We start from the raw sequence: 21229 nt of genomic DNA on the forward strand, positions 1-21229 counted from the left end.
AATTATCTAATGACCTCTATAATTTTAAAAAGGAAAAGGTAATAGCTACCTTTTCCTTTTTCTATTAACTACATATTCTGCTATGGCCTCTTTGGTGGTGAGCCAATTTTTACCTTCTTTGTAGGCGTCTATTTTTCCTTGCCTTGCCAATAAGCTAATGTACTCTTGCCCATAGGGAAAATTTGGCTCCGCAACAATACTCGATATGGCCTCGTAATCATCGTAACTGTTGCCTGGCATGGCGTTTATGTACATGTTTAAAGAGCGTTCGGTGGCCTGCAACATTAGCAAACATAATTTATAGTAATTGCCATTGTTAGCTTGGTTAAGCGCATCGTAATATTTTTTCCTGTCATTTTTAAGAATAATAGCAGGTGGAAATCCTTTTCTCATTAGCAGTAAATTCATGGCTAAACGAACCGTGCGACCATTGCCGTCAAAAAATGGATGTATCCATACCAACCGATGGTGGAACAACGTAGCCAGCACCAGATCATTTACACCCAGTTGGTTTTCGTTGACGAACAAGATCAGCTCATCAATAAAATCGGGTACTTTCTTGGCACTTGGAGGCGTGAAATTAGCGCCAACGATACGAACCCCACCATTTCTTAACCTGCCAGCATATTCGTCTTCAATGTTTTTAAGGATGTAGCTGTGTAGGTTTAAAATATCAATACTTCTTAAGGTGTAAGATGGATTTACCAAACTATACAGGTAATCTATGGCTTTTTCGTGGTTTACTACCTCAAAGTGCTCCCTTAGCGATTTTCCGCCAACGGTAATGCCTTCTTCTAAAATAAGCTGTGTTTCTCTGAGATTGAGCGTGTTTCCTTCAATGCTGTTAGAGTTGTAAGTCCATTCTAGGTTAAGCTGCTCTTTTATTTTTTGCAATACAGAATTGGGCAAAGGCCTTGATTGGTCAATCTTTGCTTTTTTCTCGTATAGCCTATCTATGTGCGGCTGTAATTCTGTTAAATCGTTTAGGTTAAATTCCCACATCTCAACTAATATCGTTAACAAATTTATTAATTTTATCCGATATTAAAAATATTTCTCATATTAAACTTCTTCTGTGTACCTTTGTAGTATATTCGTCATGAGCTATAATTTAAAAGTTACGATAGATAAGTCATCTGGTTTTTGTTTCGGGGTAGTTTACGCCATCGACATGGCTGAAGATATTTTAGACCAAGAAGACTATTTGTATTGCCTTGGCGATATTGTACACAACGACGAAGAGGTAGAGCGTTTGCGAGCAAAAGGCCTTCGGGTTATCGATCATGAAAAACTTAAAGAACTGCGCAACGAAAAAGTGCTAATTAGAGCGCATGGCGAAGCGCCTTCTACCTACGAGTTGGCTTTGGCTAACAATCTCACCTTAATTGATGCTTCTTGCCCTGTGGTGTTAAAATTGCAAAACCGCATTAAAAACACACATGACGACGGTGAGAAAATTTTAATTTTTGGCAAACACGGGCATGCAGAAGTAATAGGTTTACAGGGCCAAACTGATGGCGAAGCCTTAGTTTTTATGGATATTGCCGAACTGGACAATGTGGTGCTACCAAATAAATTTACATTGTATAGCCAAACCACCAAAAGCGTCGATAAATTTTATCATATTAAAGAAGAACTTATAAATAGAGGCTACGAAGTAAAAGCCAACGATACCATTTGCAGACAAGTATCTAATCGTTATGATGAATTAGAAAGATTTGTGCAAGATTTTGATAAAATCGTATTTGTATCGGGAAAAAAATCATCAAACGGTAAAGTGCTTTATGACGTTTGCAAAAAATACAACGATAATTCTTATTTCATCTCTAATGTAGAAGAGTTGGTTCAAACTTGGTTTCAGCCAAACGATAAGATAGGTATTTGTGGCGCTACCTCAACACCTATGTGGTTAATGGAGCAGGTAAAGGCAAAGTTAGAGAGCCTTTAATTGTTATCTTAACAAAGATTTATCGCTGATAATAGGTTGATATTAGCCATTCATTGTAAAAACAGAGAACTGCTTAATGTCTCTTCTGTGTCTTAAAATCTAAAATCGTACCTCTAAAATCGTAAATCAGCTTATATTTGCAACAAATGGCCAAAAAAGGAATACTATTAGTTAATTTGGGTACGCCAGATAGTCCCGAAGTAAAAGACGTAAGAAAATATTTAGATCAATTTTTGATGGATGAGCGTGTAATCGACATCCCAACGCTGAATAGAAATCTTTTAGTGAGAGGGATCATCGTCCCTTTCCGTAGCCCTAAAACAGCAAAGCTTTACAAAGAAATTTGGAACGAAAACGGTTCGCCATTATTGTATTATAGCGAATTGCAAGCTCAAATGCTACAAGATAAACTAGGTAAGGAATATCAAGTAGAATTGGCAATGCGTTACCAAAATCCCTCTATCGAAAATGCGTTAGAAAAGTTGAAAAAAGGATTGGTGAGCAGTATTAAAGTGATACCCCTTTTCCCTCAATACGCTTCTGCAAGTACTGGATCTGTGTTACAATTAGTGATGGAGCTAATAAGCAAATGGCCAACTATACCACCAGTGTCTTTTGTTAATTCTTTTCACGATAATGATTTAATGCTCGAAATATTTGCGGATAACGCAAGAAAGCACGATTTAGCTAATTATGATCATGTACTGTTTAGTTTTCACGGCTTGCCGCAGAGACAAATGACCAAATCGGATCATACAGGGAAATACTGTTTAAAAGTAAACAACTGTTGTGATAACTATAACGATGCAAACAAATTTTGTTATTCGGCCCAATGCCATAACACGGCGAAACTTTTGGCAGCAAAGTTAGGTTTAACACGCGAACAATATTCGGTTTGTTATCAATCTCGCTTAGGTAAAGAGCCTTGGATTCAGCCTTATACAACCGATACGCTTAAAAAATTAGCTTCGGAAGGTAAAAAGCGTTTATTGGTTTTTAGTCCAGCATTTGTAGCCGATTGCCTAGAGACACTTTATGAAATTACAGTGGAATATCATGAAGAATTTAGAGCCTTGGGAGGAGAGCATGTGCAATTGGTAGAAAGTTTAAACGACGACCCAAGATTTATTGAAGCCCTAGCCGAAATGTCGAAATAATGGATAAGCAACATTTAGAAAAGTTAACGTTTTTAACACAAAGAACAGCAGAAAAATACGAAGCATTTTTATACGATTGTGATGGTACTTTGGCCGATAATATGATGGCGCATAAGTTGGCCTACAAAGAAGTGGCGGCTAATTACGGGGTTGCCTTAGATCTAGAGATGGTTGATGAGTTTGCAGGTATGCCAACTGCCATTTTTGCTAAAGAAATCACCAGAAGATATGACGTTGCATTACCAGATACTTTTGCTAGCGAGAAATCCCAAATCTTTATAGATAAATATATCGAAAAAACACAACCTATCTCATACGTTGCCCAGCATTTGAAAAACCATGCGGGCAAGGTTAAAATAGCAGTAGTTTCTGGCGGAAGTAGAAAAACAGTAACCAAAACATTAACGGTTTTAGGTTTAATCGACCTAATTGATGTAATGGTTTGTGCTGGCGAAACTCCAAAAGGAAAACCGGCACCAGACCCGTTTTTGGCCGCTGCCGAAGCATTGGGTGTAGCTCCTGAAAAATGTATTGTTTTTGAAGATGCCGATTTGGGTGTTCAAGGAGCTGTTGCCGCAGGTATGGATTGGGTAAGAGTAGATAAAATCTAGTGCTACTCTTCTTTTATATCATTTAGGTCGAGCCATTTAAAATAACCTAAGTCGCGAGGGGCCAATGCTCTAGCCCTGCCACGGGCACGTTTTTGCAAAAATTCTTCGTATGATTTTACCGCGTAATGGTTAATGCGAATAACATCGTGTTGGGGTTCACGATCGCGGAAATGCTTTTTTATCACATTGCCATGCGAATCGGCAGTTTCGCTACTTGCTCTTGCTACTTCGTGGCAACCAATAAAAGAAAATACCCTACGCGGATTTACAATACTTTTCACGTGTCTGTTAGCGCCGTGGTTTGGTAGCGAGTGGTATTTAAAACGATCCATCACTTTTTCATCTTCCTTTTGCTGTGCGCCACCGCTCCCATACACCAACCAATTAATTTCTATGGCAGCAAAATTTTCAAGTCCTTTTAAAAAATCGGGTATGCTGCTATTTTTAACCGGCACAATAAACTCGTCTAAATCTATCACGGCAATCCAACGGCTATCTAAACGATGCTTTTCTAGGCAATGGTCGTAAGTCATTAGCTGTTGTTTCATGCCAGGCCAAAAAGTGTATTCCACAATGCCAGCTTGTATATAAGGTTCCAAAATTTCTTTGGTATTATCTGTGCTTTCATTGTCGTAGATGTAAAATTTTTCTACTCCCATACTGCGATGCCAGGCTATCCATTCTTCAAAATAGGGTCCCTCGTTTTTTGCTACGGCACAAATGGTGAGGTAGTATTTTGGTGCTATAGTGTTATTGCGTTTCATTGTATTGATGAGCGATATGGCTTTAAATGGCCCATAACGCAAAATGCCACGCCACCTATTTCTGGTCATTTTGTGGGGTATCAGCCCTGCAACTATTTCGGCAATTCCTTTGTTAACTACATCAGCAAGGTTAACTTTTAACAGGTTTGCTCTCCAATTGGCTTTCTTTTGCTTATTTGGAATAAATGCAGTTAATATGTTTACAATTGTTTTATTCATTGCTACGCGTCAGTTTAACTATAGCTATCTGCTTTTTGTTGCGGCAGAAATAGTGATGCCAAAGATAAAGAAACTTTAGATGTTGAAACGATGGTAGGGCAGTTTAGGGAAAAAGTTACATACGTTAGATATTAACAAAATTTAGCCTTTTAAGGTCTTATAAATGAATTTCATTACCTTTATCCCTTGTATGGAGATAGACTTTGTAATTACATGGGTTGATATGAACGACCCGAAATGGAAGCAGGATTTCGCAAAGTATTCTGGTAAAATAGATAATACAAAAAATGAAGTTTCTGAAGCTCGATTTCGCGATCACGGTTTGTTGAAGTATTGGTTTAGAGGAGTTGAGAAGTTTGCGCCTTGGGTACGTAAAATACATTTTGTAACCTGTGGTCAGGCGCCAGAGTGGCTTAACACTGCTCATCCAAAAATACAAATGGTAAACCATCAGGATTATATACCTCAGGAGTTTTTACCAGTTTTTAACTCTAGTTTAATAGAAGTTTATTTACATAAAATACCAGATTTAGCCGAGCATTTTGTATATTTTAATGACGATTTCTTTATCATAAATCATCTTAAAAAAGAGCGGTTCTTTAAAAATGGCGTTCCGCAAGATATTGCTGCTTTTAGAATGAATTTGGGGCTGTCTTTGTGGAGCAAGTGCTTAAAAAATAACATCAGATTAATTAATAATAAGTTTGATAAGAAAGAAGTGCTGAAGCGTGACCATGAAAAGTGGTATAATCCAATGTATGGGAGCAGGGCAAGGCTAACTTATCTTTTATCGTGGTACAATAAGTTTATTACCTTGAGAACGCCGCACAATGCCCAGCCCTATACCAAACAAACCTTTAACGAAGTTTGGGCTTATGCCGAAAAAGAATTAACCGCAATGTCTAAGAATAGATTTCGGTCGCCAAAAGATTATACTCAAGAGCTATTTAGAACATGGCAAATTTGTCAATCTAATTTCGATGCTTATAACACTTATGCAGATACCAAGATGTTTCCGCTCTTGTTTAAGTCTAAAAAAGCAATGAAGGCCATTAGAGCGCAAGCTTATACTTTGGTTTGCGTAAACGATAACGAACACATGAGAAATTATGAGCAAACTATGAATGAAGTAGCCGATGCTTTTGCTAGTATTTTGCCAGAAAAATCTAATTTTGAACTTTAAAATACCCTTTCTGTAGGAAATGATGGAAGAACCCTTGGTTTCTGTAATAATACCGGTGTACAATGGAGCGCAATACGTAAAGTCTTGCTTAGATATGATGATGAACCAATCGTACAAAAACCTAGAAGTTATTGTGATAGACGATGGTTCGGCAGACAATTCTGCGGCAATGACAGCAGGGTATCCAGTGAAATTAATTCGCCATGAGAAAAACCGCGGGCTATCTGCTGCCCGTAATACAGGAATTGATGCAGCACAGGGCAAGTATATTCATTTTATGGATGTAGATGACGAAATCAATTCGGATTATTATAAAGCAATGGTAGCCGCCATTACAGCAACACAAGCAGAGATTGCCTGTGGAGGGATGATTAACGAAACCAAAAACTATAAAACTTGGTTATTTAAAAAATGTGAAGTATTTACGGCTACCAATGACAAGCTGAAAGCTACTTTTGTTGGTAAATGGGGCTACGTTTGGCGCTACCTATTTCGGTTAGATTTTTTAAAGCAACAAAATTTACGTTTTGAAGAAGGACGTTTTATAGAAGATTTGATGTTCTCTTTGCCAGCAGTTTTTTATGCCAATAAAGTGGTAGTGGTGCCGGGAGCAGAATATTTATACTATCAACGCGAAAACTCTATCATGACCAGAAAAGACGCGGCACATCGTAAAAAGCGTCGCGAAGATCACAATCATACCAAGGCTTACCGAGCCGCATTTTGTGCAGCGCACAATATTAAAATTCCGGGATTAGATACTGGACGTACCGCTTATATCTTGCGAAAAGTAGTGAAGTGGATATGGAAGTAAATCATGCTCCTTTGGTTTCGGTTATTGTTCCCGTTTATAACGGCGAAAAATATGTACAGGCTTGTTTAGAGAACTTGTTGGGGCAGACCTATAAAAATCTAGAAATTATTGTGGTTGATGACGGTTCGAAAGATCAGTCGGGGGATATTGCACAGCAATTTCCAGTCAAGTTGATCCGTTTGGCAGAAAACAAAGGACTTTCTGCGGCTCGTAATACGGGAATTAATGCTGCAACTGGCGAGTATATCCATTTTATGGATGTGGATGACACCATAAATACTGACTACTACAAAAATATGGTAGGGGCAATAATGGAAACTGGAGCAGATGTGGCTTGTGGTGGCATGGTCAACCAAAAATTTAGGCATAAAATTATCAGATTTAAGCAAATTGAAGTGTTTTCATCAATCGAAAAGAAATTAAGTGTTACTTATGTTGGGAGGTGGGGTTATGTGTGGCGTTACTTGTTTCGTACAGACTTTTTAAAAAAACACAATCTTTGTTTTGAAGAAGGACGGTTTATTGAAGATTTGATATTCTCTATGGCAGCAGTTTATTATACAGAGAAATTAGTTGTTGTGCCTGGTGCGGAGTATACTTATTACGAAACAGAAAATTCTATTATGACCAAGGCTAATAAGGCACATCGTCATAAAGTACACCAAGATTGGCTGCATGCTAAGAAATTAATGCTTGATTTTGCTGCCGAACATAACTTCAAAATACCAGGAGTAAACACTGGCAAGTTAGCATACAAATGGTGGAAGATTAAAAACTTGTTAGCTAATTGGTAAGATTGTGCTTTTTTAGAAGCTCGCCTAACCACGAATTGGCATTGTAATAGTTGCGTTGAATGTAAAAATCTAAGCGTCGTCTATCAAATCTAATCAGTTTTATAAGATTTGGAAGAGGGTCAGTTTTTTTATTGAGCAATAATGCTTCGGCCATTGCTACTTCATCCCATTTTTTCTTAAAGCCTAAGCCATAGCTAAATGCATCGTCTTCTGCTCTTAATAAACTAAGCCTGTATTGCTGGTTTTTCCGCATTACCAATTGCCCAGCAAAATAAGAGGCATAATAAACTGGGTCTAGTGGGAAGTTTGTTAAAGGTAAAACTTCATTGTTTTTGTAGTAGGCACTTGGTTCGGCACTCAATATGCAGTTTTGATATTCGTTTCGCCAAGCTTTAATAAACTTAGATTGCGGTACGGCAGCAATAAACCAAGTTTCTATCATCGGATATTTTTCATCACGAGTATTCTCCTCGGTATAGTATAAAACTGCTTCGCCATGGTCTTGTTGTTGCATTGCCAAAGACCAATCTAATCTTTTCGATAACAGCACAGTAGCATCAAGGTAAACGCCCCCATGTTGTTCTAACAGCATTAACCTAATCATGTCAGAAACAAAGTTAGACGGTTTTTTCAGCAATTCGGATGGAAATGTTGGAAGAAAATCCATCATATTCACTCTATTCAAAAGATTAATTTGGTAATCTGGATGCAGATTTTTAATCTGATTGATGCAGAGTTGTACCGTAGTTGATGTCATTGTTTCATCGTCCCAATACAGCCAAATAATTTTAGGTACAACAGCAGTTTTTTCGATTTTTTCTCCCGTTCCCCAAACAAAGTGCTTTACTATGCCATCGAAACTTGGCGTGCATTTTCTCAAAAAGCCAAAATAGACTCTCAGTCGATGCTTAAGTTTAAATTTTATTTGGTTCATTGCTGTAGCTTTAATTCAATTATGCGCTAGTTAATTTATTCAGGAAAATTTATTGCTTGGTGTGGTTCTATGGCTAATACATACTTTATCCAGTTTGTAAAACTATATTTCTCTATAATTTCATTGGGTACTTCTTCGTAGGGTAATGCTAAAAACTCTTCTAACCCGTCTAAGTTTCCGTTCTCTATAATGTAAATATTGCTAGGCTTATAAAAATCATATTTTCTCACCAATACATTGTTTGTAATTAGTTTCTTTTTGTAGCCTAGGGCTTCGAATGGGCGTACAGAAAGGCCACAATGTACCACGTTTGCAACATCTAAAACCACTCTAGATCTGCAAACATTATCAATATTTTCCATTAAGCTTACCTGTTTAGTCAATATGTTTACCGGTTCTTTTTTTAGCTTGGTAATTTGCTTGGTAGCGTTAACGCAAATGTTTATGGAGGTTCTTAAGGTTAAATCCCTGAGTTTTCTGGCCAAACGCAGTAAGTCTTCAATGCGATCTTCTTTGTAATAGCCTACAAAATACACGTCGTTATCAATTACTGATGGAGAAATGTGATCGAAATAAAAGTTGGTTAACGGAAGTAGGTTTGGTCTTTTTGAAAGGTCATTTATATCGAACACAAAGAAACGGTCGAATAGGTCTATTCTAGTGTAAATCTCTGGGTAAACATCTAATCCGTCCCATTGGTAGGCCACCACTTTATCTGTCTTGTTTTTAACAGCTTCAATTAGCTCAATAGCGAACAGATCTGGTCTAATAAACAAGGCATAATCAAAATGGTTAATGTTAAGTTGCGCTAGATTTTGCAGTTGCTTCGCATAATCTAGTTCTCTTCGCTTTTGCTTTTTAAACGATTTTACGCCTAGTAATACTTTCTTAAAGGTGTGTACAAGTGTATTCCAAAAGCCTATTTTAATGTATTCGTAATTTCGTAAAACATAAACGTTAAAACCTAAAGCGGTCAAGCCAAGTTTAAAACCTTCGGGAAACCCCACAAAATCTGGAACTGCTACAAGAATGGTTTTTTTATCAAACGCTTTTTTCGACATAGATGATAACCCGCCTTTTGTTGGTTAGGCCTGTAAAACTACTTAAATTTAAAACTATTTTACAGGTAAATACTGGAATTTATCTAGGTTTGTGAGTATGAAGTTAGCTTTTGAAACTGCTAATTTGACAAAAAATAGCGAACAACATTTTTACGTATAAACAGGGAGAGTGCTTGAATATTAAATATTTTGCGGATAAAGTTTGGGGGTCAATTAGAAACCAGATAGTTGGACGTAGGCATAAGCGTATTGCAAAATTTTGGCAGCCTATCCTGTCCGATTATTTTGAAGGAAAAATTGAAAAGTCTCCTATGCGCCCCAAAAAGCAAATTGAAGGAAAAGTGATTTGGCAATATTGGGGGCAGCAAACAGATGATCAAGCAGTTTTGCCTGCTACGGTACAGCGTTGTTTTAATTCGGTAGATAAATATAAAGGCGATTATCAGGTTATTCGTTTAAATGATAAAACCATTGGCGATTATTTAGATTTTCCTGAGTTTGTTTGGCAGGCAGAGAACGAAAGCAAGTTTTCTAGGGTTTTTTTCTCCGATTTGTTACGGTTGGCACTTTTGCATGTTTACGGCGGCGTATGGCTAGATGCTACGATTTTACTTACTGCACCACTGTCAAAAGAATATACCAACCAACAATATTTCGTTTTTCAGCGTTGCCAAACCGAGCCAAATAAGTCATTTTGGGCGGGGCCACATACCAGTTACTGGAGCTGGGATCCAAGGTATAGGGTGAAGATGTTAAATAGTGTCATCTTTGCTCAAAAAGGCAGTGTAATGATAGCAACGATGTTTGATTTGATACTGCATTACTGGAAAACGCAACATAAAATTATCGACTATTTCTTTTTTCAGATACTTTACGATGAGTTGGTTAATGGCAAACTGAAACATATACAATGTGCAGTTGTTTCAGATACGTTACCACATGTTTTAAGAGTGTTGGTAGATGGTAATGACTACATGCAATTATCAACCCTGTTAAAATTGGTTAATATACATAAGCTCACTTATTTTGATGAAAATAAAATAGCCAAACTCGATGAGTTGATTGCTCAAGCCGAACAACTTGATAAAAGCTAAAAGTTAGCTGGTTTAAGCTAAACAATTGTACTCAAGTTTTCTTATCTTCGCTTCAAAAAATATTGTCAAAAAATAGATGAAGATAGCTGTAATTGGTACTGGTTATGTTGGTTTGGTAACAGGTACATGTTTAGCAGAAACAGGTAATAATGTAATCTGCGTAGATATTGTAGAAGAAAAAGTAAACAAGATGAAAGCTGGGCAAGTTCCAATTTACGAGCCTGGTTTAGATGTGCTTTTTCACCGTAATATTGCCCAAGGCCGTTTATCCTTTACTACAGATTTAGCTGCCGCAATTAAAGATGCCCAAATTATTTTTATGGCATTGCCTACCCCTCCAGGAGGTGACGGAGCTGCCGACCTTTCATATATTTTAGGGGCAGCAAAAGATATTGCCAAGCTAATTACAGACTATAAAGTAATTGTTAACAAATCTACTGTGCCGGTAGGTACTGCAGATAAAGTTGCTGCTGTTTTTGCTGCACACACTAACGTAGAAGTTGATGTAGTGTCTAATCCAGAGTTTTTGCGTGAAGGCGTAGCTGTAGAAGACTTTATGAAGCCAGATCGCGTAGTAATTGGAACCAGAAGCGAGAAAGCAAAAAAGCTAATGGGCGAATTGTATGCACCATACGTGCGTCAAGGAAATCCAATCTATTACATGGACGAACGTTCATCGGAACTAACCAAATACGCAGCCAATTCTTTCTTGGCTACCAAAATCACTTTCATGAACGAAGTGGCCAACCTTTGCGAAATTGTGGGAGCCGATGTAGATGCCGTTCGTAAAGGGATTGGTTCTGATGGCAGGATAGGAAAGCGCTTTTTATTCCCTGGTATTGGCTATGGCGGTAGCTGTTTCCCTAAAGACGTGCAAGCTTTAGAAAAGGCTGCTGCGGAGCATAAATACGATTTCAAGATTTTGAAAGCCGTAATGGAGGTGAACGAAAAACAAAAAACTATCCTAACCGACAAAGTCTTTCAGTATTTTAAAGGCAATGTAAAAGGCAAGAAATTTGCACTTTGGGGCTTGGCCTTTAAGCCAGAAACCGACGATATTAGAGAAGCACCTGCTTTGTACATTATTAAAGATTTACTGGCTGCTGGTGCAGAGGTAAAGGTTTTTGATCCAGAGGCTATGGAGAATGTAAGCGCATTGTTGGGTGATAAAATTAGCTATGCTAAAGACCAATACGAAGCTTTAGAAGGAGCAGATGCCCTATTAATTGCAACAGAATGGTCGGTTTTCCGTAATCCGGATTTTGAGAAAATGGACGAAGTGCTGAAGAACAAAGTTATTTTTGATGGTCGAAACCTTTTCGATCTGCAAAAAATGATTGATTTGGTGTACTATTATAACAGCATCGGTCGTAAAATTGTGAGCTAAATGGAACGTAAAAGAGTATTGATTACCGGTGCTGCCGGGTTTTTGGGTTCGCACCTTTGCGATAGGTTTATTAAGGAAAACTACCATGTAATTGGTATGGATAACCTAATTACGGGCGATTTGGCCAATATCGAACATCTTTTTAAACTGGAAAATTTCGAGTTTTATAACCACGATGTTTCTAAGTTTGTACACGTTCCCGGAAAATTAGATGATATCTTGCACTTTGCTTCGCCTGCAAGCCCTATCGATTATCTGAAAATCCCAATCCAAACGTTAAAAGTAGGGTCTTTGGGTACCCATAACTTATTAGGCTTGGCAAAAGCTAAAGGAGCGAGAATGCTAATTGCTTCAACTTCTGAAGTATATGGCGATCCAAACGTAAATCCACAGCCAGAAGAATACTGGGGCAATGTAAATCCGGTAGGCCCACGTGGGGTTTACGACGAGGCCAAGCGTTTTCAAGAGGCAATTACCATGGCTTACCATACTTTTCATGGAGTAGAAACACGCATTGTGCGTATTTTTAATACTTATGGCCCGCGTATGCGACTGAATGATGGGCGTGTTTTGCCTGCTTTTATTGGCCAAGCGCTTAGAGGAGAAGATTTAACCGTTTTTGGCGATGGTAGCCAAACCCGTTCTTTCTGCTATGTAGATGATTTAATTGAAGGAATTTATCGCCTATTGCAGTCGGATTATACTAGCCCAGTAAATATTGGTAACCCCGACGAGATTACCATAAAACAGTTCTGTGAGGAAATTATCAAGTTAACCGGCACAGATCAAAAAATTGTGTATAAGCCTTTGCCGCAGGATGATCCTAAGCAGCGCAGGCCAGATATCACCAAAGCTAAAGAATTATTAAAGTGGGAGCCAAAAGTGAATAGGGCAGCAGGCCTGAAAATTACTTACGAATATTTCAAATCGTTATCGCCAGAAGCTTTAGCGAAAATAGACCATAAAGATTTTACTACCTATAATAAATAATATGTCGAAGATTTTAGTAACGGGCGGAACAGGATATATTGGTTCGCATACTGTTGTTGAGCTGCACAACGCAGGCTATGAAGTTGTCATCGTAGATAACCTTTCTAATTCTAATATCAAGATTTTAGATCAGTTAGAGAAAATTACCGGTAAGCGCTTTGAGTTTGTAGAACTTGATTTACAAGACACCAATGCTGTAAATACATTTGCTAAAAAAAATCAAGATATTGCAGGGATTATTCATTTTGCGGCTTATAAAGCAGTAGGCGAATCGGTAGAGCAACCTTTAAAATACTATAAAAATAATTTCTATAGTCTAATCAACCTGTTAACAGCCTATCCGCAAACTAATTTCGTGTTTTCTTCTTCATGTACGGTTTATGGTCAACCAGACCAATTGCCAGTAACTGAAGATAGCCCGGTTAAAAAGGCAGAATCGCCTTATGGTAATACCAAACAAATAGCTGAAGAGATTTTAGTAGAAACAGCCAAAGTAACTTCAGGATTAAACGTTATCGCTTTGCGTTATTTTAACCCGGTAGGTGCGCATAAAACGGCTTTAATTGGCGAATTGCCTAACGGAGTTCCTCAAAACTTAATTCCTTTCATCACGCAGTCGGCTATTGGTAAACGTGGGCCAATTCAAGTATTCGGAAATGATTATACTACTGTAGATGGTTCTGCTGTTCGTGATTATATCCATGTGGTAGATTTGGCAAAAGCTCACGTTGCAGCGGTAAAGAGATTAGCCGAAGGAAAGGTTAATAGTTACGATGTGTTTAATTTGGGAACAGGAAAAGGTTCTTCAGTGCTAGAAATCATTAATGCTTTTGAGCAATCTACAGGAGAAAAATTGAACTATAAAATTGCGCCCAGAAGAGAGGGCGATATCGAAAAAATATATGGCGATGTAACCAAGTCTAAAGAAGTGCTGGGCTGGCAAACCGAATTAGATTTGAACGAAATGATGCGTTCTGCATGGGAGTGGGAAAAATACATCAAAGACAATCCGTTTTAAATGAAACTAAGTGAACACAAAGATCTTAAAAAAGAAATTTTAGCGCTACCCGTAAAAGAAAAAGACAAGTTGCTTTTACGTTTGGTTGCTAAAGACAAAGTGCTCACAGAACATTTACATTTTTTGTTATTAGAAGATGCCAGCAACCTTAACGATAGGGTTGCTTTTATTAAAAAAGAGATTGTCGCTGTTTTAGAAGAATTAAATACTACGCCAAAAACAAGTGCAAAAGATACCCTGGTGGTATTACGTAAACTGACCAAGCAAATCAACCATTTTTATAAAGTTACCAAAGCTGATTTTGAAGAAATAGCATTGAAGCTGGAAATGTTTAAAGCAGCACCAATGAAGTTTAGATTTAAGGTGCATTCTTTAACAAAAAACCACGAGCAATTGCTGGCTAATTATGTGGTGAAAGCGATATTGATGGTGTTACGTAAGTTCGATAAGCTACATGAAGATTTGCAATTTGATTTAAGAGAAGAAGTAAATCAGTTACTAACAAATGTTTACGATAGTTATATGGCGAAAACAGCAGCTAGTTTAGGTTTGCCTAAACAAATTGACTGATTTGTAGCATATTTTAACTTTCGCCTTTTTACTTTTAACTTCACATTGTGTTTGGTCTATTTAAAAAACAACCTAAAGAGCCTAGTATCGATTTTTCGTCGATAGTTACCGATATGCACTCGCATATTATTCCTGCTATAGACGATGGTGCGCCTAATTTGGAAGCCGCATTAGCGATGGCCAGAAAATACGTGGCCTTAGGCTTTAAAAAAGTGATTGCTACACCACACGTAATGGCCGATTTTTACCGAAATACGCCAGATACGATTAGTAAAGGTTTAGATATTTTACGTGAAGGCTTGCTTAAAAATGAAATTGAGCTAGAAGTAGAAGCCGCCGCCGAATATTATTTTGATGAAACTTTCATCAATAAACTAGCTAGGAAAGAAGTTTTGGGCTTTGGCAATAACTATCTTTTGTTTGAGCTTTCTTACATTAACCAGCCGCCAAACCTGTTAGATTTACTTTTCAAGATACAGGATGCAGGTTTTTATCCGGTATTGGCGCATCCAGAGCGTTATCCTTACTATCACGGTAGTATAGAGAATTATCAGCAGATTAAAGAGTACGGTTGCTTTTTACAACTGAATACCATTTCGCTAACTGGTTATTATGGTAAGGGGGTGAAAAATGCCGCAGAAAGTTTGGTAGATCATAATTGTATTTCTTTTTTAGGTAGCGATATGCACCATTTGCGCCATGCACAGGTGTTAAAAGAGAGCTTAAATTCTTCTAGGGTAGAGCGCTTAATAACGCAAGGGCAGTTAAATAATGTACTGATTTAAAGTTCTGCCAAGCATTATTGGCTTTAAAATATAAACCTTATTGTAGCGATATCCTCCAATTTGTAAAATTGGAGATTTAGCGAAAAGAAGGGCTCCAATTGCCAAGTATAACCTACACTTGTTTTTCCGAAAAAATCTCCTCAGTTAGAAAGTGTTTGCTTTGGCGTGATGTATAAGGGCTTTTACTCGTAACGTAAAGCTTCTACCGGATCTAGCTTAGATGCTTTTTGTGCCGGATAGTACCCAGAAATAATACCCACGCCAATACAAAGCACCAAGCCACCGCCAATAAACAGCCAAGGGATGATAAAGCCGCCGCTCATGGCCATAGAAATGATGTTGCCCAGCGCAACGCCCAATAAAATACCCATTATGCCGCCAAGTAAGCAAATAACAATGGCTTCTATTAAAAACTGTTTGCGTATTACTACCGGGTTAGCGCCAATGGCCTTTCTTATGCCAATTTCGCGAGTACGCTCGGTAACCGATACCAGCATAATGTTCATTAAAGCAATGGAGGCACCAAGTAGCGTAATAATGCCAATGGCCATACCGCCAATTTTCACCACTTTTAGGTTCTCTATTAAAGTTTGCGCTACAGAATCGCTTTTGGTAATTTCGAAGTTGTTGCCTTCGCCAATTTTTATCTTCCTAATGCTTCTAAATGTAGCAGTAGATTCGCCAATAATATTGTCAACCATGTTGCCGTTAGGTACAATTACTGTAATGGTGTACGATGGGTTGGCGTTGGAGTTGATAAGTTTTGCCTTAAATAAAGGTACGTAAACGGCTCTATCTATACTTGCGCCCATGCTAGAACCCTTTTCGGCAAGTACGCCTACAATTCTTAATCTATTGCTACCTGCCGTAATTACTTTATCTAATGGGCTGGCATCTTTAAATAAACTTTTGGCAATTTCGGCGCCTATAATGCAAATATTAGTCCCGCTCAAAGATTCCGAAGCGTTAAAGCTTCTTCCTTCAGAAAGTGCCAGGCCTTTGGCAGCTAAGCCATTTTCGTCTATGCCTTGTATGTTAATGTTGGGGTTGGTTTTTTCTTGGTTGTATTTTACGGTTGAGCCACCACTAGCAAAAACACTGATAGACACCGTTGCTGGTGTATTTAATCGTTCTTTAAATTTTAGTGCGTCTTCATATCTAATGGGCTTGTAGCTTTTTGGCCTTTCGCCAGAGCCTCCAATTCTAATGCCTGTGCCTCTATTTCTAATGGTAAAAGAGTTGGCGCCCATGCTCGAAAACGCATCTGTCATTTTTTTCTCAATGGCATCAATAGTGGTTAAAATCCCCACCAAAGCCGAAATTCCGATAGCTATAATAAGTGCGGTAAGAAAAGTACGCAAGCGGTTACTTTTAATAGATTGCATGGCTAATCGTACATTTTCTATGTAATTCATGGTGGTTTTTAGCTAGGATTATTTATGTAATATTGCACTTGCTTTAGTGTTTTTAAATTTAAACCTTGTTAAGGTAAAAATAAAAAGTCTCATTGCTAAGACAACGAGACCTTTTAAAATGTTACAAATATATTTTAAGCTATGGTTACTTGCCAAACAGGCAAGATAATTTATACAGCAAAACTAGATCCGCAGCCACAACTACTGGTAGCGTTAGGATTGTTGAAAGTAAACCCTCTAGAATTAAGCCCATTTTGCCAATCTATTTGCATGCCTAAGAGATACATTTGGTGAGCCTTGTTCATAAATACTTTAATGCCGTCAATTATATATTCTTGATCGCCATCTTTCTTTTGGTCGAAACCCAGTACGTAGTTCATGCCCGAACAGCCACCGCCCTCAACGCCAACACGTAAGCCAAAATCTTCGGCAATTTCTTGTTGGTCTTTAAGTTTCATCAGTTCGGTAACGGCACCTGGGGTAAAGGTTACGGGCGCAAAAGTTGTTTCAACAGTATTACTCATCTTCTAAATTAAAATTATGATGAACAAATATAAATATTTATGTACATTTTTGCCTCTCGTAACAACTAATATTACGGTGTATAAACAAAACTTAAAATGGATTTGAGCAAATTACTTCTTAATTCGGCAAGTTTGGCCTTGGGCGGTATCATGATAGTTATTGTGGCCTATTATATGATAAGGAACGATATTATGAGCTTTTTGAGCGAAAGAAAAAAGATTGCCATTCCAGAAAATAAAGCTACTTTGTTGCAACTGCGATTACAGGCCCACGAGCGGATGATTGTTTTTGTTGATAGGATTAATCCGTCGAATTTATTGTTGCGCTTGCACCAGCAGGGGATAGAAGTTAGTGTGTTGCAGGTAATAGCTGTTAATGAAATAAAAACAGAATTTCAGCATAATATTGCTCAACAACTGTACGTAGAAGCAACTACATGGAAAGTAATTAGCAAGCTGAAAGATGATACCATTGCCATGATTAACGGTGCCGTTAAAAACTTAGCTACCGATGCTCCGGGCATAGAACTGAGTAAGAAAGTGCTTCATCGGATGAGTGAGATGGAGGAAAATCCTTACGAATTAACTATTGGGCTTATTAAGCAAGATATACATAAATTGTTTTAAGTTTAATTGTTTAGTGGATGGTTGAACTATGAACGGTTAACCGCTGCTACGATTAATCAGTTAACCAAATAACCATGGACAAAAAATATACTACCACATCTGGAATAGAAATAAAGGAGGTGTACCCCGCTGTGCCTTCAAAGCAAGAACTTCCGGGGCAGTTCCCATTTACCAGAGGGGTGCAAAAAGACATGTATCGTGGCCGTTTATGGACTATGCGCCAATATGCGGGTTTTTCAACAGCCGAAGAATCTAATAAACGTTACCATTATTTATTGGCACAAGGCACCATGGGCTTATCGGTAGCGTTTGATTTGCCCACCCAAATTGGTTATGATTCTGATGACGCTATGGCCGAGGGAGAAGTAGGTAAGGTGGGCGTAGCCATAGATTCGTTAAAAGATATGGAGGTTTTGTTTGATGGCATAGAACTACAAAAAATTACCACTTCTATGACCATTAATGCCACTGCTGCTATCTTGTTGGCCATGTATATCGCATTAGCGAAAAAGCAGGGCGCAGACTTGCAACAGCTTTCAGGAACTATACAGAACGATATATTAAAAGAATATGCAGCAAGAGGCACCTATATTTACCCGCCAAAACCTTCCATGCGTATCATTACCGATATTTTTGAGTATTGTGGCAAAGAACTGCCCAAATGGAATACCATCTCTATTTCGGGCTATCATATTCGTGAGGCTGGTGCAACAGCGGTGCAGGAATTGGCGTTTACGCTAGCCAATGGAAAGGCATATTTAAACGCAGCACTTCAGAAAGGCTTAGATGTGAATGTTTTTGCTAAACGATTATCATTCTTCTTTAACTGTCATAATAATTTCTTTGAAGAAATTGCAAAGTTTAGAGCAGCAAGGCGGATGTGGGCAAATATTGTTAAAAGCTTGGGCGCTACAGACGAAAAAGCCATGATGCTACGCTTCCATACCCAAACTGGGGGCTCTACACTTACTGCACAGCAACCTTTAAATAATGTGGTTAGGGTGGCTAACCAGGCCTTGGCGGCAGTGTTGGGCGGTACACAATCGTTACATACCAATGGTTACGACGAAGCATTGTCTTTACCAACAGAAGCTGCGGCCAAAATCGCCCTGCGTACCCAACAAATAATTGCTTTTGAAAGTGGCGTTACCGATACTGTTGATCCTTTGGCGGGCTCTTACTTTATAGAAACGCTTACCGATGAAGTGGAAGCCGCCGCAAATATATATATGGATAAGATAGAAGTAATGGGGGGGGCGGTAAACGCAATAGAGTCTGGTTATATGCAACAAGAAATTGCTAGTGCTTCGTACCAATACCAACAAGAGATAGAGAGCGCCCAACGTGTTATTGTAGGTGTAAATAAATTTACGCAGAAAGAAGAGCGTTTTAATGAGATGCTTAACATAGATGAAACGGTAAGGGTTACACAGATTGAAAAACTGAAAAAGTTAAAAGCAGAGCGAAATAATGAAGCTGTAGAAGCTGCATTGTTGAACTTAAAAAATAAAGCCCGAGGAACGGAAAATTTAATGCCATTTATATTGCTTGCTGTAGAAGAATATGCTACCTTAGGAGAAATAGCGAATTGTTTGAGAGAAGTGTTTGGCGAATACTAAAAACACACCAAAAAGAAGGATAAAAAATAGTTATTAACATCAATTATTGAGGTGGGGCTGTGTATGGTGTTGCTGATTAGCTAGTTACGAAATAGTTCAAAAAAATGTTTAAAATGTTGATAATTTTTTGAATATTCGAAGTCCCAAAGGCAAGGGTTTAACCAATGCCTACTAAGACTGAAAACCAATAAATTATAGAAAACGATATGGAAAAAACTTGTACCGAAGTGTGGAATAGCTGTCTTCAGATTATTAAGGATAATATCCCGAATCAAAGTTTCAAAACTTGGTTCGAACCGATATCGGCCCTTAAGTTAGAAGGTAAGGTGTTAACCATACAGGTGCCTAGTTTATTTTTTTACGAATGGCTTGAAGAACACTATGTTGGTTTGCTTAGAAAAACAGTAAAAAAACAATTAGGAGACGAAGGTAGATTAGAGTATAATATTGTGGTAGATAAATCGTCAGGAACTGGTTCTCCATATACTACCAATATGCCCTCTAATGGAAACGGAGCCGAGGCAAAAACACAATCGATGCCTATTCCGGTTTCCATTAACAAAGACATTAAAAATCCGTTCATTATACCAGGCTTAAAAAAGTTAAACGTAGATCCGCAATTAAACCCTAATTATACTTTTGATAATTATATTGAGGGAGATTGTAACCGTTTAGCACGTTCGGCAGGATATGCGGTAGCTGCAAAACCGGGAGGCACTTCTTTTAATCCTTTAATGATTTATGGCGGTGTGGGTTTGGGTAAAACCCATTTGGCACAGGCTATTGGTAATGAGATTAAACGTAACGTGCCAGATAAACTGGTAATTTATGTGTCTTGCGAAAAGTTTTGCCAACAGTTTGTAGACTCATTAAAAAATAATACCATCAACGACTTTGTTAACTTTTACCAAGCAATGGATGTGATTATTATGGATGATGTACACAACTTTGCAGGAAAAGAAAAAACACAGGACATCTTCTTCCATATTTTTAACCATTTGCACCAATCGGGTAAGCAGGTTATTTTAACATCTGATAAAGCACCTAAAGATTTAGCAGGTTTAGAAGAGAGGTTGTTGAGCCGTTTTAAATGGGGCTTGTCGGCAGATTTGCAAGTGCCAGATTTAGAAACACGTGTAGCTATTCTTAAAAAGAAAATGTATGCCGATGGTATTGAGCTGCCAGGAGAGGTGGTTGAATACGTGGCACATAACATTGATAATAATGTTCGTGAGCTAGAAGGCGCAATGGTTTCGTTGTTAGCCCAATCTACCTTGAATAAGAAAGATATCGATTTAGCGTTAGCTAAACAGATGTTGAAGAACTTTATTAAAAATACCTCGAAAGAAATTTCGATGGAATATATACAAAAATTGGTTTGCGAATATTTTGAAGTGCCGGTTGATATGGTGAAATCGCAAACACGTAAACGCGAAATTGTTCAGGCCCGTCAAATCTCTATGTATTTGTCAAAAAGCCATACTAAATCATCTTTAAAAACCATTGGGGCCTTCTTTGGCGGTAGAGATCACTCAACCGTAATTTATGCTTGCCAAACGGTAGAAGATTTAATTGAAACAGATAAGAAGTTTAAAGCCTACGTTAACGATATTCAGAAGAAATTGAAAATGAGTTAGTGTTATGTTTTGGTACATAAAAAAAGCTGAGCAAATTTGCTCAGCTTTTTTTATGTGCTTAATTGTGATTGCTTTGTG

21 protein-coding genes are annotated in these 21229 nt (G+C 38.0%); 15 read left to right on the forward strand and 6 right to left on the reverse strand.

Features of this window, described 5'->3' with window-relative positions:
- Positions 1–45 precede the first annotated feature (45 nt).
- Positions 46–1023: a Fic family protein gene (locus B3I52_RS03700; protein WP_293298895.1), complete on the reverse strand. Its 978-nt coding sequence runs from the start codon at positions 1021–1023 to the stop codon at positions 46–48.
- 76 nt (positions 1024–1099) lie between these two features.
- Here B3I52_RS03700 and B3I52_RS03705 point away from each other — a divergent pair, with 76 nt between their 5' ends.
- The 3 genes from B3I52_RS03705 (at position 1100) to B3I52_RS03715 (ending at position 3716) form a co-directional block, all read left to right on the forward strand.
- Positions 1100–1948: a 4-hydroxy-3-methylbut-2-enyl diphosphate reductase gene (locus tag B3I52_RS03705; RefSeq protein WP_293298897.1), complete on the forward strand. Its 849-nt coding sequence runs from the start codon at positions 1100–1102 to the stop codon at positions 1946–1948.
- 146 nt (positions 1949–2094) lie between these two features.
- Positions 2095–3105, forward strand: coding sequence for a ferrochelatase (gene hemH, locus B3I52_RS03710; protein ID WP_293298900.1), 1011 nt, complete (start codon positions 2095–2097; stop codon positions 3103–3105).
- Complete coding sequence (locus B3I52_RS03715) at positions 3105–3716, forward strand: HAD family hydrolase (protein WP_293298903.1); 612 nt, start codon at positions 3105–3107, stop codon at positions 3714–3716. The genes hemH and B3I52_RS03715 overlap by 1 nt, the downstream gene beginning before the upstream one ends.
- A 2-nt stretch (positions 3717–3718) precedes the next feature.
- On the opposite strand, the gene B3I52_RS03720 is transcribed toward B3I52_RS03715, so the two are convergent.
- On the reverse strand, positions 3719–4699 hold the full coding sequence (locus B3I52_RS03720; protein ID WP_293298906.1) for a glycosyltransferase family 92 protein: 981 nt from the start codon (positions 4697–4699) through the stop codon (positions 3719–3721).
- 163 nt (positions 4700–4862) lie between these two features.
- On the opposite strand from B3I52_RS03720, the gene B3I52_RS03725 reads away from it, so the two are divergent.
- Genes B3I52_RS03725 through B3I52_RS03735 form a run of 3 tightly spaced genes read left to right on the forward strand, consistent with a single transcriptional unit; the run spans position 4863 to position 7490 of the window.
- Complete coding sequence (locus B3I52_RS03725; RefSeq protein WP_293298908.1) at positions 4863–5882, forward strand: Stealth CR1 domain-containing protein; 1020 nt, start codon at positions 4863–4865, stop codon at positions 5880–5882.
- A gap of 19 nt (positions 5883–5901) precedes the next feature.
- Positions 5902–6696: a glycosyltransferase family 2 protein gene (locus tag B3I52_RS03730; RefSeq protein ID WP_293298911.1), complete on the forward strand. Its 795-nt coding sequence runs from the start codon at positions 5902–5904 to the stop codon at positions 6694–6696.
- A complete protein-coding gene (locus tag B3I52_RS03735; RefSeq protein ID WP_293298914.1) occupies positions 6687–7490 on the forward strand; it encodes a glycosyltransferase family 2 protein in 804 nt (267 codons plus the stop codon). Before B3I52_RS03730 ends, B3I52_RS03735 begins: the two co-directional genes overlap by 10 nt.
- Here B3I52_RS03735 and B3I52_RS03740 read toward each other — a convergent pair.
- Together B3I52_RS03740 and B3I52_RS03745 are read right to left on the reverse strand one after the other, a co-directional pair.
- Positions 7480–8424 (reverse strand): glycosyltransferase family 32 protein, encoded by a 945-nt coding sequence (locus B3I52_RS03740; RefSeq protein WP_293298917.1) that lies wholly within the window; start codon positions 8422–8424, stop codon positions 7480–7482. The two genes, B3I52_RS03735 and B3I52_RS03740, sit on opposite strands and share 11 nt — an antisense overlap.
- Positions 8425–8459: 35 nt before the next feature.
- The gene (locus B3I52_RS03745; RefSeq protein ID WP_293298920.1) at positions 8460–9485 is read right to left on the reverse strand and encodes a hypothetical protein; all 1026 of its coding nucleotides are present in this window, start codon (positions 9483–9485) and stop codon (positions 8460–8462) included.
- A gap of 173 nt (positions 9486–9658) precedes the next feature.
- On the opposite strand from B3I52_RS03745, the gene B3I52_RS03750 reads away from it, so the two are divergent.
- The 6 genes from B3I52_RS03750 (at position 9659) to B3I52_RS03775 (ending at position 15329) form a co-directional block, all read left to right on the forward strand.
- Complete coding sequence (locus tag B3I52_RS03750) at positions 9659–10579, forward strand: capsular polysaccharide synthesis protein (protein ID WP_293298923.1); 921 nt, start codon at positions 9659–9661, stop codon at positions 10577–10579.
- 76 nt (positions 10580–10655) lie between these two features.
- The gene (locus tag B3I52_RS03755) at positions 10656–11966 is read left to right on the forward strand and encodes a UDP-glucose dehydrogenase family protein (RefSeq protein ID WP_293298926.1); all 1311 of its coding nucleotides are present in this window, start codon (positions 10656–10658) and stop codon (positions 11964–11966) included.
- Positions 11967–12956, forward strand: coding sequence for a UDP-glucuronic acid decarboxylase family protein (locus B3I52_RS03760; RefSeq protein ID WP_293298929.1), 990 nt, complete (start codon positions 11967–11969; stop codon positions 12954–12956).
- Between the two features lies 1 nt (position 12957).
- Positions 12958–13974: a UDP-glucose 4-epimerase GalE gene (gene galE / locus B3I52_RS03765; protein WP_293298931.1), complete on the forward strand. Its 1017-nt coding sequence runs from the start codon at positions 12958–12960 to the stop codon at positions 13972–13974.
- Positions 13975–14544: a hypothetical protein gene (locus B3I52_RS03770; RefSeq protein ID WP_293298934.1), complete on the forward strand. Its 570-nt coding sequence runs from the start codon at positions 13975–13977 to the stop codon at positions 14542–14544. It abuts the gene before it with no gap.
- Positions 14545–14591: 47 nt separating this feature from the next.
- Complete coding sequence (locus B3I52_RS03775; protein WP_293298937.1) at positions 14592–15329, forward strand: tyrosine-protein phosphatase; 738 nt, start codon at positions 14592–14594, stop codon at positions 15327–15329.
- Between the two features lie 182 nt (positions 15330–15511).
- Here B3I52_RS03775 and B3I52_RS03780 read toward each other — a convergent pair whose 3' ends face one another.
- The gene (locus B3I52_RS03780; RefSeq protein WP_293298940.1) at positions 15512–16744 is read right to left on the reverse strand and encodes an ABC transporter permease; all 1233 of its coding nucleotides are present in this window, start codon (positions 16742–16744) and stop codon (positions 15512–15514) included.
- Positions 16745–16914: 170 nt separating this feature from the next.
- Positions 16915–17268: a HesB/IscA family protein gene (locus tag B3I52_RS03785; protein WP_293298943.1), complete on the reverse strand. Its 354-nt coding sequence runs from the start codon at positions 17266–17268 to the stop codon at positions 16915–16917.
- A 96-nt stretch (positions 17269–17364) separates the two neighbouring features.
- Here B3I52_RS03785 and B3I52_RS03790 point away from each other — a divergent pair, with 96 nt between their 5' ends.
- From B3I52_RS03790 to dnaA, 3 genes are all read left to right on the forward strand, one after another.
- Entirely contained in the window at positions 17365–17895 is a 531-nt protein-coding gene (locus B3I52_RS03790) for a hypothetical protein (RefSeq protein WP_293298946.1), read from the forward strand.
- 74 nt (positions 17896–17969) lie between these two features.
- A complete protein-coding gene (locus tag B3I52_RS03795; RefSeq protein WP_293298949.1) occupies positions 17970–19514 on the forward strand; it encodes an acyl-CoA mutase large subunit family protein in 1545 nt (514 codons plus the stop codon).
- A gap of 206 nt (positions 19515–19720) precedes the next feature.
- Positions 19721–21151: a chromosomal replication initiator protein DnaA gene (gene dnaA, locus B3I52_RS03800; protein WP_293298951.1), complete on the forward strand. Its 1431-nt coding sequence runs from the start codon at positions 19721–19723 to the stop codon at positions 21149–21151.
- Positions 21152–21229 lie beyond the last annotated feature (78 nt).

This window comes from Pedobacter sp. UBA4863, from assembly GCF_002399615.1.
In the GTDB taxonomy this organism is placed as follows: Bacteria; Bacteroidota; Bacteroidia; order Sphingobacteriales; family Sphingobacteriaceae; genus Pedobacter.

Excerpts from the sequence above, each read along its gene's own strand:
- B3I52_RS03795 (WP_293298949.1), top strand. The coding sequence starts at position 17,970 with ATGGACAAAAAATATACTACCACATCTGGAATAGAAATAAAGGAGGTG.
- B3I52_RS03735 (WP_293298914.1), top strand. The coding sequence starts at position 6,687 with ATGGAAGTAAATCATGCTCCTTTGGTTTCGGTTATTGTTCCCGTTTAT.
- B3I52_RS03770 (WP_293298934.1), top strand. The coding sequence starts at position 13,975 with ATGAAACTAAGTGAACACAAAGATCTTAAAAAAGAAATTTTAGCGCTA.
- B3I52_RS03780 (WP_293298940.1), bottom strand. The coding sequence starts at position 16,744 with ATGAATTACATAGAAAATGTACGATTAGCCATGCAATCTATTAAAAGT.
- B3I52_RS03790 (WP_293298946.1), top strand. The coding sequence starts at position 17,365 with ATGGATTTGAGCAAATTACTTCTTAATTCGGCAAGTTTGGCCTTGGGC.
- B3I52_RS03745 (WP_293298920.1), bottom strand. The coding sequence starts at position 9,485 with ATGTCGAAAAAAGCGTTTGATAAAAAAACCATTCTTGTAGCAGTTCCA.
- B3I52_RS03725 (WP_293298908.1), top strand. The coding sequence starts at position 4,863 with ATGAATTTCATTACCTTTATCCCTTGTATGGAGATAGACTTTGTAATT.
- B3I52_RS03720 (WP_293298906.1), bottom strand. The coding sequence starts at position 4,699 with ATGAATAAAACAATTGTAAACATATTAACTGCATTTATTCCAAATAAG.
- B3I52_RS03740 (WP_293298917.1), bottom strand. The coding sequence starts at position 8,424 with ATGAACCAAATAAAATTTAAACTTAAGCATCGACTGAGAGTCTATTTT.
- B3I52_RS03705 (WP_293298897.1), top strand. The coding sequence starts at position 1,100 with ATGAGCTATAATTTAAAAGTTACGATAGATAAGTCATCTGGTTTTTGT.
- B3I52_RS03785 (WP_293298943.1), bottom strand. The coding sequence starts at position 17,268 with ATGAGTAATACTGTTGAAACAACTTTTGCGCCCGTAACCTTTACCCCA.
- B3I52_RS03755 (WP_293298926.1), top strand. The coding sequence starts at position 10,656 with ATGAAGATAGCTGTAATTGGTACTGGTTATGTTGGTTTGGTAACAGGT.
- B3I52_RS03715 (WP_293298903.1), top strand. The coding sequence starts at position 3,105 with ATGGATAAGCAACATTTAGAAAAGTTAACGTTTTTAACACAAAGAACA.
- B3I52_RS03760 (WP_293298929.1), top strand. The coding sequence starts at position 11,967 with ATGGAACGTAAAAGAGTATTGATTACCGGTGCTGCCGGGTTTTTGGGT.
- hemH (WP_293298900.1), top strand. The coding sequence starts at position 2,095 with ATGGCCAAAAAAGGAATACTATTAGTTAATTTGGGTACGCCAGATAGT.
- galE (WP_293298931.1), top strand. The coding sequence starts at position 12,958 with ATGTCGAAGATTTTAGTAACGGGCGGAACAGGATATATTGGTTCGCAT.
- dnaA (WP_293298951.1), top strand. The coding sequence starts at position 19,721 with ATGGAAAAAACTTGTACCGAAGTGTGGAATAGCTGTCTTCAGATTATT.
- B3I52_RS03730 (WP_293298911.1), top strand. The coding sequence starts at position 5,902 with ATGATGGAAGAACCCTTGGTTTCTGTAATAATACCGGTGTACAATGGA.